Origin of the sequence: Gemmatimonas sp., assembly GCF_027531815.1 — a bacterium.
GTDB lineage: Bacteria > Gemmatimonadota > Gemmatimonadetes > Gemmatimonadales > Gemmatimonadaceae > Gemmatimonas.
Window position 1 is genome coordinate 171073 of the sequence record NZ_JAPZSK010000004.1, and the last position, 13511, is coordinate 184583.

13 protein-coding genes are annotated in these 13511 nt (G+C 68.0%); all 13 read right to left on the reverse strand.

Annotation, left to right across the window (positions count from 1 at the left end; all coding sequences use genetic code 11):
- Positions 1-270 (reverse strand): flagellar biosynthesis protein FliQ, encoded by a 270-nt coding sequence (gene fliQ / locus O9271_RS04615; protein ID WP_291260267.1) that lies wholly within the window; start codon positions 268-270, stop codon positions 1-3.
- A gap of 294 nt (positions 271-564) precedes the next feature.
- Positions 565-2325, reverse strand: a complete 1761-nt coding sequence (gene fliP / locus O9271_RS04620; protein WP_298266506.1) for a flagellar type III secretion system pore protein FliP — start codon at positions 2323-2325, stop codon at positions 565-567.
- A 48-nt stretch (positions 2326-2373) separates the two neighbouring features.
- Positions 2374-2814 (reverse strand): flagellar motor switch protein FliN, encoded by a 441-nt coding sequence (gene fliN / locus O9271_RS04625; protein WP_298266509.1) that lies wholly within the window; start codon positions 2812-2814, stop codon positions 2374-2376.
- An 11-nt stretch (positions 2815-2825) separates the two neighbouring features.
- Complete coding sequence (locus O9271_RS04630) at positions 2826-3833, reverse strand: FliM/FliN family flagellar motor switch protein (RefSeq protein WP_298266511.1); 1008 nt, start codon at positions 3831-3833, stop codon at positions 2826-2828.
- Between the two features lie 26 nt (positions 3834-3859).
- Positions 3860-4423: a flagellar basal body-associated FliL family protein gene (locus O9271_RS04635; RefSeq protein ID WP_298266513.1), complete on the reverse strand. Its 564-nt coding sequence runs from the start codon at positions 4421-4423 to the stop codon at positions 3860-3862.
- 368 nt (positions 4424-4791) lie between these two features.
- Positions 4792-6312: a flagellar hook protein FlgE gene (locus O9271_RS04640; protein ID WP_298266515.1), complete on the reverse strand. Its 1521-nt coding sequence runs from the start codon at positions 6310-6312 to the stop codon at positions 4792-4794.
- 13 nt (positions 6313-6325) lie between these two features.
- Positions 6326-6982, reverse strand: a complete 657-nt coding sequence (locus O9271_RS04645) for a flagellar hook capping FlgD N-terminal domain-containing protein (RefSeq protein WP_298266517.1) — start codon at positions 6980-6982, stop codon at positions 6326-6328.
- Between the two features lie 179 nt (positions 6983-7161).
- On the reverse strand, positions 7162-9234 hold the full coding sequence (locus O9271_RS04650) for a M15 family metallopeptidase (protein ID WP_298266519.1): 2073 nt from the start codon (positions 9232-9234) through the stop codon (positions 7162-7164).
- Positions 9231-9881 (reverse strand): hypothetical protein, encoded by a 651-nt coding sequence (locus O9271_RS04655; protein ID WP_298266521.1) that lies wholly within the window; start codon positions 9879-9881, stop codon positions 9231-9233. Before O9271_RS04655 ends, O9271_RS04650 begins: the two co-directional genes overlap by 4 nt.
- A 33-nt stretch (positions 9882-9914) precedes the next feature.
- Entirely contained in the window at positions 9915-10391 is a 477-nt protein-coding gene (gene fliJ / locus O9271_RS04660; RefSeq protein WP_298266523.1) for a flagellar export protein FliJ, read from the reverse strand.
- A 10-nt stretch (positions 10392-10401) separates the two neighbouring features.
- Positions 10402-11790, reverse strand: a complete 1389-nt coding sequence (locus O9271_RS04665) for a FliI/YscN family ATPase (RefSeq protein WP_298266525.1) — start codon at positions 11788-11790, stop codon at positions 10402-10404.
- 12 nt (positions 11791-11802) lie between these two features.
- A complete protein-coding gene (locus O9271_RS04670; protein ID WP_298266526.1) occupies positions 11803-12453 on the reverse strand; it encodes a FliH/SctL family protein in 651 nt (216 codons plus the stop codon).
- A gap of 10 nt (positions 12454-12463) precedes the next feature.
- On the reverse strand, positions 12464-13504 hold the full coding sequence (gene fliG, locus O9271_RS04675) for a flagellar motor switch protein FliG (RefSeq protein WP_298266528.1): 1041 nt from the start codon (positions 13502-13504) through the stop codon (positions 12464-12466).
- Positions 13505-13511: the final 7 nt, after the last annotated feature.

Consider the following 13511-nt stretch of genomic DNA (forward strand, 5'->3'; position numbering starts at 1 on the left):
TCAGGCGACCATCGCGGGAATCCCGCGGATGATCGAGGACGTGAACTTGATGAGGATCTGGAGCAGCCACGGCATGCCGACGATGAAGGCGCCACCCACCAGAATGAGCTTGGGCACGAACGTGAGCGTCTGTTCCTGGATCTGCGTGACGGATTGCATGATCGAGACGACGAGCCCGACCCCCAGCGCAATGAGCAACAGGGGGGCCGCGATCATGAGGGCGGTCATGATGGCGTCGCGGGTGAGATCGATGACGAGTTGATGGGACACAGGCGGTCGGGCTTCAGGAGTCGAGCGAGGCTGCCGAGACCACCTTGTGCAGGGATGGTGCCAGCATGGTGATGAGCCCGCGGGAGTGCGTATCAGCTTGTATTGCAATGTGTTACGAGATCGCTGGCGACGCGGATCCAGGCGCGGTGTCCCGGCAAGTCTTGCCGGGTCTGATGCATCGCGCCGCGCCTACCAGACGGCGGACGGTAATTGCTGCACGGTGTGCACCCGGCCTCGGGGCCCGTCGGGCACCCCGCCCGGGCGCAGCCCCGTCCGGGGCGCGGTGGGAGCGGGCTACTTGAAGCTCTGTACCAGGCTCGTGATGGTGAGGCTCCATCCGTCGACGAGCACGAAGAGCAGCAGCTTGAACGGCAGCGAGATCATCGCTGGGGGCAGCATGAACATGCCCATGCTCATGAGTACGCTCGCCACCACGGTGTCGATGATGATGAACGGCAAGTAGATCGCGAAGCCAATCTGGAAGGCCGTACGCAGTTCGCTCGCCACGAACGCGGACATCAGGACATGCAGCGGCACGTCGTCCACAGTGGCGGGGCGCGGCAGGCGACTCAGTTCGACAAAGGTCCGGACGTCGCTCTCCCGCGTCTGCTTGAGCATGAAGGTGCGCATCGGCTTCACGCCTGCCGACATCATTTCCACCTGGGTCATCTTGCCATCAAGCCAGGGCGTGATGGCCGTGCGATTCATCTCGGCGAGCGTGGGCCCCATGACGAAGCCGGTCAGCAGCAACGCCATGGCCGCGAGCAGCTGGCCGGGCGGCGCGCTCTGTGTACCCATGGCCTGCTTGAGGAACTGCAGCACGATGAGAATGCGGGTGAAGCCCGTCATCATGAGCAGCAACGTCGGGAGCAGCGTGAGCAGCCCCATCATGATGACAATGCCAACGGTGCCGTTCAGGCGCAGTCCCCCGTTTTCGGCGTCGCCGCCCAGCTGGACATCCATCTGCGGCATCATGCGCATGATGGCCTCATCAGCGGCGATGGGCGCCGGTGACGCGCTCTGGGCCTTGGGTGGCACGTCGGTGGCGCTGTCCAGCACCACGCGGTTCATGGGCTGACGGGGCGCGGTGGCCTGCGCCGTCACGGCGGCCCCATTGCCTGGACGTGGAACCGGCGGCGGTTGGGTGGCGGGCCCGATGGCGCGGGGGGTCGTGAGGCGCGCGGCCGGGCGCGGCGGCGCGGCCGGCGGCTGGCCGATCGTGATGGGGACGAGCGGCGCGAGGTCGAGCTTTGGTATGTCGATCACGAGCGGCGCGGTCGCCGGGGTCGCCGTACGGATGGCCGTGGGGGGCGTCGAGGCGGACGCCGGCGGCACCACGGGCGGCTGCACCACGGGCGGCTGCGTCGCGGGGGTCTGGGCCACGAGCGTCGAGGCGGACGCCATCGTGACGCCGGCGAGCAGGGCCGCCACTCGGGCGGCCCCACCCAGCGACAGGTCGAACAGAGACCCGAAGTCACGAGCGGCGGACGACCGTCGGACGGGCGACGCGTACGTCAGCGGGGTCCCACGGCTCGTGGTAAGGGGCGCCGTGAGAAAGCGCGGGATCTCGGCGCGCTCGGTGAGGGACAGGGGCGCGAAGGCCGGGCCCCCCACTGGCGCCGCCGTGTCGGGGCGCGCCACCTCGTGAGCAGGGCCAGCCTCCGTCTCGAGCTGTTGGCCAAGCAGGCGCCCGAACTGGCCGGCAAAGAAGGCCGGCACGAGCGGGCGGTACGCGGCCGCCGCCTGAGCGCTCGACCGGTGCGGCACCGGCACGGCGCTACTCGCAATCACCTGCTGCCGATCACGCTCGTCGAGCTCGAAGAGCGTGGTGACCCCGCCTTCTCCCACGGCAAGCGCCACGACCTTTTCGCCGACGCGCACGACGGTCAGCCCGGTCTTCGGCCCCAATGGGACCCGCTGGACCACTTCCACGGGAACGCGCGTCTTGGCCGACAGGGACCCCATGCCCCAGCGCTTCAGCGCCCACAGGCACACGGCCCCGAGGCCGAGGACGAAGGCGAGGGCGGCGATCACCCCGAGTGACGCGATCAGCATGGACGGCCGAGATTCAGGTGGGAAGGTGAACGACGACGGTCATGCGCCTCAGGCCGCGCTCGCGGGAGCGGCGGTCGCGGCAGCGCTTGGCGTTGCCAGGATGCGCGTGATGCGCACCCCGAAGTGCTCGCCGAGCACCACGACCTCGCCCTCGGCAAAGCGACGATCGCCCACGAAGATGTCGATCGGTTCGCCGGCGAGGCGGTCCAGCTGGATGACCGAGCCCCGGCCCAGGCGCAGGATCTCCTGCACCATCATGCTCGTCCGTCCGAGTTCGATGGAGACGGGCAGGGTGAGATCGAGCAACATGCTGATCGGCACCTCGGTGCCACCCAGCATGGTCTGCTTGAAATCGGCAAATTGGGGCGCGTGCATAGCCGGCGCGACGGTGGCCGCGCCCGCGTCGGGCATGATAGTCGAGATCGGCTGCCCGGCAGCCTTGGCGGCCTGCGCGCTCGCGACCAGGGCATCAATTTCGGCGGTGTTCATCGGCAGAGGGGTCAGGAATTCGACGGGGGAGAGGGGAGCGCGTCCAGGATGCGCACCGCGAGATTGCCGTTCACGCGTCCGGCGTGCCCGATGAAGCGGTCCTGCGTACCGGCGCGTACAATCACGCGCGCGTCCTTCGGGATACCCGTGGGGATGATGCTCCCCTCGATGATCTGCGACAGGTCGCGCATGCTGAGCCGGAAGTCGGGCAGGCGCGCCGTGAGCGGCACCTTGGTCGCGCGCAGCGCGGCTTCGCTGCGCTGGCGTGTCTGCTCGCGTTCCCGATCGTTGGTGGAGAGCAGGGCCAGACGCTGCTGACCGCTCGACGTGAAGAACTTGTCGAGGACGGTCAGGGGAAGGCACAGCAGCAGCAGGCTGCTGACGTTGCCGGTGCTGAACTCGAGGTTGGCCACGAGCACCGGATCCTCGCGGTTGATCACCTGCAGGATTTCCGGCGAGGACTCGAACCCCGTGATGCTGAGGTCCAACGGCACGTGGTCCTGCCAGATCTCCTCCAGCAGCGCGGTGATCTTGTCAGCCACGCTGCGCACGGCCATGCGCTCGATGGGGGTGAGCACCCGCGTCAGCGACGCGCCGGCTCCCTCTCCACCGAAAAAGCGGTCGACCAGGAACGTGCTGAACTCGGGGCCGATATCGAGGACGCCTTTCTGGCCCGTGCCGGTGATGTCGAAGATGTACGAGGTGCAGGGCATCGGCAGTGAGAGCGTGAACTCGGCGAAGGAGAACTGCTCCACACTCTGCAGCCGCACCTCGATCTGGCCGCGCATGCGCGAGATGAGCCACATCTCGAGCCCCTTCACGAGGCGCTCGTACATGGCCTCCAGAGTGCGCAGACGTTCCTTCGACACGCGGTGCGGACGACGAAAGTCGTACACCTGCACATCGAATGGCGACGGTGCGAGCGCCGCGACCGGCGCGTCCAGCGCACCGTCTGTTCGGGGCGCGTTCCCGCCGAGCAGGCGATCGATGTCGTTCTGGGAGAGGGCTTCCGTGCTCATTGCGGTCGAATCGACATGAAGGGCGCTTACTGGACGACGAACTGCGGGAAGTAGAGGCTCTTCACGGCCTTCTTGCCGAACTTCGCGTTGATGACGGTCAGCAGCTCGGCCTTGAACTGTTCGCGGCTTGCGATCTCCGTCAGCTCCTCCACCGTCTTCACCCCCAACGCGGTGAGGATGAGGTCGCGCAGCTCCGCATCACGGGCCGCGAACTCCTCGCTCGCCTTGCTGCTGCCGGCTTCGATAGCCACCGAGAACAGCAGGTAACGGCCGCCGCCGCTGGCGGCGGGATTGAGCACGAGGTTCTCGAGCAGCAGCAGCGCAGGGACTTCTCCCTCCGCCGGTGCCTCGCCGCCCTCGGATGTCGCAGCGGCCTCGTCGGCGGTGCTATCCGCATGCTCGCCATCGGCGTGTGCCACGACGGGAGCGCTCTTGCCCATCTTCTTGGCAACGATCGGGCCGACAAAGGCGGCGCCGGTGCCACCCCCCACCAGCAACCCCACGGCCACCATGCCGATGAGGACAGGGAGCTTGGGCTTAGCCGGGGCAGCGGCGGCGGCGTCGGGTGCCGGAGTCTGTTGATTAGCCATGGAACGGTGCGGGCGGAGGTGAAGACGTCACGCCCAGGGAAAGCAGGGGTCGTGCCACGCGTGTGTATCTCCGCCGGTGGCATCGTAAAATGTTGTCCTGCAATATCTTGCGTTATTTTCGCGAGGGCCGGCCATCGGCTGGTTTCAGCGGAATGCACCCGGCAAAAACCGCACGGCCTCGTCGAGGCGGCAAGAAATTCCGCCGAGCGCTCGCATTCTGGATTAAGGAAATCATTCGGCACCCCGATCGCGGCAATGGCGACCGTGCGCCAACCGCGGCATTGGCCCCTGCCCCCTGCCCCCCGCCCCCCAAGAGGGAGCGGCGGGCAGACGGCAAGGTGCCTATCCTGCTGCCTACGGCCTACTCATTACCGCTTCAAGTTGATCAGCTCCTGCAGAAGCTCGTCGCTGGTCGAGACGACTTTGCCGTTCGCCTGGAACCCGCGCTGCGCCACGATCATGTTCGCGAATTCCTGTGCCAGGTCCACGTTGGACATTTCGAGGGCGCCGCTGGTGAGCTGCGACTGCGCGCCCTCGAGGGCGAAGCCGAGCACCCCCGAACCCGAGTTGGCCGATTCCTGGTACATGTTGTCGCCAATGCGGAGCAGGCCCGACGGATTGTTGAAGTCGGCCAGCACGATGCGCGCGAGGGGATTCGTGGTGCCGTTCGTGAAGAAGCCGGTGATGAGACCGAGCCGATCGATCGAGAAGTCCTGCAGGGTCCCGGCCGTGAAGCCGTTCTGGTCGCGCAACACGGCGGTGCTGGCGGTGGAGGCGAACTGCGTGAGGCCATTCACCCCGCCCCCCAACTTGAGGTCGATGCGCACTGCGTTGGCGCCCGGCACGGCGAAATTGAGCGACGCGACGACGTCCGTGTTGAGAATGCCCGACTGGTCGAAGTCGAACGTCCCGCTGTTCTCGCTCGGCGTGGCCGTGGTGGGGCTCATGAAGTACCCCACGCGGATCACGGCGTTCGAGGGCATGCTGCTCGTGAACTGCAGGGCCGGCGGTGGGCCGGCAGTGAAGGAGAAGTCGGCAGGGGAGGCGTACTCCACGCCTGCCGGGCTGGACACCCGTACGTTCGCGGGCAGGATCTCGTAGCCGGCCGGTGGGACGGGCAGAGGGACGTTGCCCGGCGGCGAGCTGCCGTTCGTTTCGACTTCGAAGGTCTGTGCTGACGCCTTGGGATCGATCCGCCAATTCCAGGTGTTCGGGCCCGTCTTCCACATCTGCAGCTTCACGTCGTGCCGCGTGCCCTGTGAATCGAACACGCCGATCTGCGTCTCGGTCCACGCCTTCTCGTTGATCGGATCGGCGCGGACCAGCGGATCATTGAAGTTGCCCTGGAAGATCGTCGCCGAGGCGTTGAGGTTACCGGCGAGCGTGGCTTCGGTGGTGGGCTTGGCCGACACCCGCTGGCCAAAGGGCAGCTTGATGTCCCGCATGCCATCCAGTGGCAAGCCGTTCTCGTACATGCGCCCCTGTACGATGAAGCCGTTCGCCGGGCTCACCAGCTGGCCGATGGCGTCGATCTGGAAATTGCCGGCGCGCGTGTAGAAGCTCTGGTTGCCTTTGCGCACCACGAAGAACGAGTCGCCCTGAATCGCGATGTCGGTGTTGAGCCCCGTCGTTTCGATGTTGCCCTGATTGAAGATCTGGTCGATGGAGCCGACCTGCATCCCGAGGCCGATCTGGATGGGATTGATACCACCCTGATCACCGGGGGGACGGCTCGCACCCTGCAGGAGCTGCGCGAAGCCTTCCTTGAACGTGACGCGACCTGCCTTGAAGGCCACCGTGTTGACGTTGGCGATGTTGTTGCCGATGACGTCCATGCGCACCTGGCTGTTGCGCAGGCCGGAGACGCCGGCGAAGAGAGAGCGAAGCATGTGTGAGTGATCCTCAGGCGCGGATTTGCGTGAGTTGCGACATCGGCAGGGTGAGCGAGTCGCCGATGATTAGGATGGGGTTGCCGTTCTCATACTTCATACCGGTGATCCGGCCGGCCGTGAACGTCTTGACGGCCTGGAACGGGCCGCCGGTGGCAGCGACCTCGAACTTGTAGGTGTACTGCCCGGCCGGGAGCTTGGGGTTGGAGAACAGGTTGCCCAGTTCGAACGACTGCTGGCCGGCCTTCGTGACCTCGACATTCGCGGTGCCGACGACCTCGCCCTTGCTGTTGGTCACCGTGACGCGTCCGGTGCCGACGCGGGTCCCCGTGTCCACCACGAGTGGCCCCAGGCCGTCACGATCGACGAAGACGGTGTTGCCCGGCGTCACCCCGATCTTGCCGACAGTGCCCATCGCCATCTGCCCCTCGATGAGTTGCGCGAGCTCGTCGGCCCGGGACTCCTGGGTTTCGCCAAGCGTCGTGATGGCGTCGACGATCTCCGCATCGCGGGTCGCCTGGGCCTCCAAGCTCTTGTTGATCTGGAGCAGTTGCTCGACGGAAGAGAACTGCGCCAGCTGCGCAGCCATATCCTTGCCATCCATCGGATTGAGCGGATCCTGATTCTTGAGTTGGGAGACGAGCAGCTTGAGAAACTCGTCGCGCCCCATGGCTTTCGGATTCGCCGGCAGCGCCCGGGGTGCGGAAGGCTGGGCTGGACCAACCGGTGGCTGAGCGGGAGTGGCTGGACCAACCGGTGGCTGAGCGGGAGTCGTGGGGGTGGTAGGGGGGGGGGTCGGGCCGGTCGTATTGAACGCCGGCGGCGCGAACGGGGGGCGAACGGCACTGATCATGTTGGCGTACCGAAGAGGAAGTCGGGGCGCGGGCGCTGGCGATCCTGCTGCTGATCGCGCTGCTCCCGCTGATCACGGGCGCGCGCGCCCTGCTCGCGGCGCGTCTGCTCCTGGTCCCACTCGCGCGCAGGGTTGCGTTCACGTTGCCCGTTGGCGTTGGAACCATCCTGCGCATTGGCCGACGTGGCGACCGTCACCTTCGCGGGATCCCGGTCGCTGCTCACCGCCCGTAGGGTCTCGGTGGTATCCGGCGGCATGCGTCCGCTGATCGTCACCGAATCACTTTCGAGACCATGCCGGCCCAGCGCGTCCTGCAGGTCGGCCGTGCGCAGCCGGAGGCGGTCGGCCGTCGCGGCGTCGGTGCTGATCTGCGTGCTCACGACGCTGCCGCGCAGGTCCACCGTGACCTGTTGCGTCACGCCGTTGGCACCTTCGACGTTGAGCGTCATGCGACTGAGTGGCGATGCCGGAGCGTCGGCCCGCAGTGCCTGAATCTCCGACACGCGCTGCGCCTGCGTACCAGTGATGCTTGCCGACGCACTGGGGGCTGCAGACGACCCGAGGCGCTCGCTGGCGGCCATCGCGTGGGCGCCGAGCGACAACGCGCCATAGCTGTCGGCGCCCTCGCTCCGCGTCGCGCGCTCGGCTTTGCGGCTGCTGGCGAGCGACGAGGCGTGCTCGCCGTGGCCACCCTGTCCGGACGACTGTCCGTGGGGCTGCTGGTCGGTGTGAGTGGCGAGCGACGCGCCGGTCGCACTGGAGACCGCGCCCGCCACGACCGGAGTCGTCGGACCGGCCGCGTCGGCAGGACGGGCAGTACTGGCCACCTGGGCTACGCCGGCCACCTGGGCGACCCCGGCGGCACTCGACGGGCCGACGACGGCGGCACTCCGCGCCGACGTTGCGGCGCGCTGCGCGTCCACGCGCGCGGTCAGGTCGGCGGGCATGTCCGGCCCCTTCGCCAGTTCGAGATGGCCAGGATCCTTCATGCCGAGTGTTCGCAGTCCTTCCTCGCGGGCGATGCGCTGCAGTCGCGCGTACCCGGTCGGGCTGTCCCACGAGCCGTCGATGATCACGTCCACGGCCTCGCCGCGCGTGTGCGCCGAGTCGCGGGTCCAGGTGACCACCGGTCCGCTGCGTGTGCGCCCCTGTGCGTACAGCCAATCCTGGCGCTCCTGGGAGCGGGTAGACTCCACGACCTGCACATCGTGGCCGTACTCGTTCCTCATGCGATCGATCACGCGTTGCACACGGCCGCGCAGTTCGGCCGAGACCGCCTCGAGATCGCGCGTGGGCGAGGTCGGTTCGGTGGCGCTGGCCACAGGTGCAGCGACCCGTGCCCCTTCCGCGAGGGTACCGGCCGCCGCGAGTGAGCCGCTATCGACTTCCGCCAAGAGCTCTCGCGCCAGCGCCTTGGCGCTTTTGCGCGCACCCGCCGTGTCTGCGAGCTGTAGACCGGCACTGGTGCCGGCCTGCGCGAGCATGGCATCGAGGGCGGCGCGGACGTCCGCCCCGCGGGCGTCGCCGACCGCCAGCAGCTGCTCCACGGAGGCGCCGCGCCCCGTGGATGCCCCCACGAAGGCATCAAGGGGGCGCGCATCAGTGACCGGTGCGGCGAACATAGGCGCCGCCACCACTGGCGCGGCCATCATTGGCGCGGCCACCACTGGCGCGGCCACCACTGGCGCGGCAGCGGCGCTGCTCGGGTGCAGGATGTCGCTGCGCGCCTCCCGGGGTAGTTGCAGCAGACCATGCCGCAGGGCCTCCTCCGCCGCAGTGCCGTCCTCGGGCCCTGCCCCGAAGCCCAGGGAGAGCTCCTGCTCCGGGAGTGGCGGCACGGGATCGGCGCGCCGCACGTCGCTCTGGCCAGCCAGCAGGGCCAGCAGCTGCGCAAATGCCGTCCGGCCGGTAGGCGGGGTCCCATCGTTGTCGGCGAGCGACGGGCCATCGACCACGCCGTCGCGGCGACCGACGCGCTCGGCGCCGGGCGCCAGACCAAGGCGGTCGGTACGTGGGGGCTGGTGGGTGTCCGCCCGGTGCGTCGGCGACATCAAAAGCAGGTCGCTCATGGCTTGACGACGCCCTTGGTGATGGCAGCCGAGCGTGCTGCCGGCAGCGTGGAGAGGATGGCCGCGGCCTGACGGTCGCTCATCATGGCGAGGATGGCGCGAATGTCCCCGTCGGTCATCTGTTCGAGCACCTTGGCCGCGTCCTTGGGCGTCATGGCGCCGAAGATCTTGGCGAGCCGGGCCTCCGGGAGCGTGGTCTGTAACGCCTGATCCCGCGCCGCCTTTGCCGAGGCCGCCGCGTTGGCCGTGCTCGCCACCGGCTTCGCGTCGGGGGCCGGCTTCGTGACGGGCGCGGGCTTCGCCTCCGGTGCCGCGTGCGACGCCTCGGCGGCGGCCCGGGCCACGGCGGCCGGGCCCTTCTCTGGGGCGCCGTGCACGGCCGGCGCGTGGACCGTCCCGCTCTGTCGCGCGGCTTCGAGTGCCCGCAGGCTGTCGGCCGGCGTCATCAGCGCCTGCTCGGCCAACGATGCGCTGTCGCCGCTGGCGGCATGGCCGACACTATCGTGCGCCGCCGAGTCCGCCTTCGCCTCGGCCATCGCCGCGCGGCGCGTCGAATCGGCGACGAACGTGGCGGAGGCCTTCATGTACGCGTACCCCGACCCGCCGCCAAGTCCGGCCAGCAGTCCGATCGCTATCGGGATGAGCATCGCCTTCATCAAATCATTCCGTTCGTGGAGGGGTCATCCGGCATTCTCTGCCGGGGCAGTGGTCGTTTCTTCCTGCTTGCGCGCAAACTGCGTGAGGGCCGCTTCGTCCATCTGCGCCCGGTCCCGAGCCGCTGTTTCCGCACGCCACACCTCGGTGTGACGCTCCTTCAGTCGGTCGAGAACGCGCCGGTCCCGCGCCGCTTCCTCGAGTGTCATCCTGGCCTTGTGGACCCCTGCGTCCGCCAGCTCGCAGACGTCGGTGGCGACCACCAATCGTTCGTCGAGAGAAGCGAGAACCGTGCCAAGCTGCTGGAGATGGCCGATCCGTGTTTCACGCCGCGCGACGTGGTGCAAGTGGGCGTGCGAGTCGGCGCGCAGGGCGGCGATGGCCTCCCGGGCCTGCACCGCTTGCACCGCCACGTCCTGTGCAGCCGCGAGCTCGCGCGCCTTCGCCTGTTCGTGTTGTTCGCGCAGCTCGAGGAGGCGCTGCAGTCGGAACCGGAAGTTCACCGATCGTTGCCTAGCGGCGGCGCACGGACGCGTCGATCGCCTCGGCGATCTGCGTCAGCTGGGCGTACGTGTCGCCGTAGTGGGTGATCTCATCGGGGCGCTGCTGCAGGAACTCGAGGACCTTGTGCCGATAGGCAATGGCGGCGTCCACGTACGGGTCACTGCCCTGCTGATAGGCGCCGACCATGATGAGGTCCTCCTTTTCCCGATACGCTGCCTCCAGGCGCAACATGGCCCCGCCGGCCCGCCGCTGGGTCTCGTTGATGATGTGATCCTTCACGCGGCTCTTGGAATCGAGCACGTCGATGGCAGGAAAGTGATTCTGCGCCGCCAACCGCCGGGTGAGCACGATGTGGCCATCGAGGATCGACCGTGTGGCGTCGGCCACCGGCTCGTTGAAATCGTCGCCGTCCACGAGGACCGTGTAGATGCCGGTGATGCCCCCGCGCTCGCCGTTGCCGGCCCGCTCGAGCAGCCGCGGCAGGTTGGCGAACACGGATGGCGGATAGCCCTTGGTCGTGGGCGGTTCACCGGTGGCGAGACCGATTTCGCGCCACGCCATCGCGACGCGCGTGACCGAGTCCACCATGAGCAGCACCTGCTTGCCCTGATCGCGGAAGTATTCCGCGATGGCCGTGGCCACGAGCGCCCCGCGGGCGCGCACGAGCGCCGCCTGATCGCCGGTCGCGACGATGACGACGGAGCGGGCGAGGCCTTCCGCGCCGAGCGAGTGTTCAAGGAACTCGCGCACCTCACGGCCACGCTCACCAAGCAGGGCGATCACGTTCACATCGGCCTGCGCATGCCGCGCGATCATGCCCAGCATGGTGCTCTTGCCCACCCCGGACCCGGCGAAGATACCGACACGCTGGCCGCTGCCGATCGTGAGCAGTCCGTCGATGGCGCGCACGCCGGTTTCCAGGGGCCGCTCGATCGTTTCGCGCTGGAGGGGATTGGGGGGCTCGGCGGAGAGCGGCACGCGCTCCACCGTGTCGAGTTTGCCCTTGCCGTCGATGGGATGGCCGAGCCCATTGAGGACGCGACCAAGGAGGCCGGGGCCGACGTCGACACCGAAGGAGCGCCCGAGCGGCTGCACGCTCGCGCCGGCGTGCAGTCCGTCGAGTTCGCCGAGCGGCATGAGCAGGACGCTGCGCTCGTTGAACCCCACCACTTCGGCGAGCACCGAACGATCGCGGGAGTGGCTGGTGATGCGGCACAGCGATCCGAGTCCCGCGTCGATGCCGGTGGCTTCGACCACGAGGCCGACGACGCGGGTGACGCGGCCGTACTCGGCAAAGCGTTCGGTGTGCGCGACGCGGTCGATGAGCAGGTCGAGGGTGGGGGTGCCGGGGGCGTGGTGGTCAGCGACGAGGTCGGGGGTGACGAACGCGGGAAGCATGAGCCGTCTCCGTCAGGCCTGGATGCGGGCGATGCTGCGATACAGGCGTTCAAGCGCCGTATCCACGCGGCCGTCGACGATGCGCTCCCGCCCTTCGGTGAGGCAGCCACCGCGCTCGATCGAGGCGTCGCCGATCCAGCGCAGGGCTCGCGCCCCGCTACCGTCGGTGTCCGTGTCGAGAACGGCCTGGCACGTGGCGAGGTCCTCCGGTGCCACGCGAATCGTGATTTCCTGATCCAGCGGATACTGCGCGACCGCGTGTCGAACGAGCGTCGTCACGAAAGACGGATCGACGATGACCTCGTGGTGCACGAGGTGGCGGGCCACGCTCACGGCGAGCGCCGCGATGTTCTCCTCGATGTTGCCAACCCAGCGGGACTCGTGAATCCGCACCGACTGTGCGGCTTCATGGAGCATGCCGAGGGCGGTGCGCAACGCTGGCTCGACCATGGCCCGGGCCGCGCGCTCACCGTCGGCGCGGCCACGGGCGTAGGCATCTGCCTCGAGACGGGCCCGCTCGGCGGCGAGGCGGACCTCGCGTTCCGCCTCCAGGGCGCCGGGATCCCGCTCCTCGCCGCTCGGGCTGGACTCGGCAGTGGACGTCGACGCGAAGAACACGTCGTGGACCACGAACTCGTCGAGGGACCAGGGGGTCGCGTGCATGCGGTTCATCTCAGACGAGCAAGTCGTCGGAGCCGCCGCTCAGCACGATCTCGCCCGTCTCCTCGAGCGCGCGGACCTTGCTGACGATGTCGGTCTGCGCAGCCTCCACGTCGCGCATCCTGACGGGGCCGAGGAACTCCATGGCCTCCTTGAGGCCGGCCACGGCGCGCTGCGACATGGTACCCATGATCTTGGTTTTGAGTTCGGGGCTCGCCGCCTTGAGGGCGAGGGAGAGCTGCTTGATGTCCACCTCGCGGAGCAGGCGTTGCAGCGACTTGTCGTCGAGCGAGCCGAGATCCTCGAAGACGAACATGAGATTCTTGATCTGGTCGCTGAGCTGCGTGTCCTTCTCGGAAACCTGGTCGAGCACTTCCTTTTCGAGCGAGCTGCTGACGAGGTTGAGGACCGCGGCCACGGCGGCGGGACCGCCAACGGTCGACATGCCCTGCGAAAAGGACAGATCGGCCTCGTTGCCGATGAAGCGCTCCACGAGCGAGATCATCTCGGGCGAGACCTTCTCCATCTTGGCGACGCGATACATGACCTCGCCGCTCAGCACCGGATCGAACTCGCGGATGATGGCGGAGACGTGGGCCGGATCGAGGTGGGCCAGGATGAGGGCGATCGTCTGGGGGTGCTCGCCGCGCAGCGTGTTGCCAAGCTGCTGCGGGTCGGCCCGCCGCAGGCGTCCGAAGCGATCGCTGTCGGCAATCTGCCCCTGGATGCGCTTGAGGATCTGCTGCGCCTTGGCCACGCCGAAGGCCTTCTCGAGCACGTCCTTGGCGAGTTCGACACCGCCGGTAGTCAGCGAGTCCACGCCAATGGTGGTCTCCATCCACTCGCCCAGCACAAACTCCACCGTCTCAGGCGGTACGCGGTCGAGCTGCGCCATTTCGAGCGCTACGATCTCGGCTTCCTCGGGGGCCAGATTGCCGGTGAGCTTGGCGGCCACTTCGGCGCCGATCACCATGCAGACGATGGCGACCTTCTGACGTCCAGTCAGGCGTTCCGGCGCCCAACGGTCAGCGGAATGTTTGGCGAGAGCAATCATGGTGGGA

Excerpts from the sequence above, each read along its gene's own strand:
- fliP (WP_298266506.1), bottom strand. The coding sequence starts at position 2,325 with ATGCTGATCGCGTCACTCGGGGTGATCGCCGCCCTCGCCTTCGTCCTC.
- fliN (WP_298266509.1), bottom strand. The coding sequence starts at position 2,814 with ATGAACACCGCCGAAATTGATGCCCTGGTCGCGAGCGCGCAGGCCGCC.
- O9271_RS04630 (WP_298266511.1), bottom strand. The coding sequence starts at position 3,833 with ATGAGCACGGAAGCCCTCTCCCAGAACGACATCGATCGCCTGCTCGGC.
- O9271_RS04635 (WP_298266513.1), bottom strand. The coding sequence starts at position 4,423 with ATGGCTAATCAACAGACTCCGGCACCCGACGCCGCCGCCGCTGCCCCG.
- O9271_RS04640 (WP_298266515.1), bottom strand. The coding sequence starts at position 6,312 with ATGCTTCGCTCTCTCTTCGCCGGCGTCTCCGGCCTGCGCAACAGCCAG.
- O9271_RS04645 (WP_298266517.1), bottom strand. The coding sequence starts at position 6,982 with ATGGGGCGCGACGAGTTTCTCAAGCTGCTCGTCTCCCAACTCAAGAAT.
- O9271_RS04650 (WP_298266519.1), bottom strand. The coding sequence starts at position 9,234 with ATGAGCGACCTGCTTTTGATGTCGCCGACGCACCGGGCGGACACCCAC.
- O9271_RS04655 (WP_298266521.1), bottom strand. The coding sequence starts at position 9,881 with ATGCTCATCCCGATAGCGATCGGACTGCTGGCCGGACTTGGCGGCGGG.
- O9271_RS04665 (WP_298266525.1), bottom strand. The coding sequence starts at position 11,790 with ATGCTTCCCGCGTTCGTCACCCCCGACCTCGTCGCTGACCACCACGCC.
- O9271_RS04670 (WP_298266526.1), bottom strand. The coding sequence starts at position 12,453 with ATGCACGCGACCCCCTGGTCCCTCGACGAGTTCGTGGTCCACGACGTG.
- fliG (WP_298266528.1), bottom strand. The coding sequence starts at position 13,504 with ATGATTGCTCTCGCCAAACATTCCGCTGACCGTTGGGCGCCGGAACGC.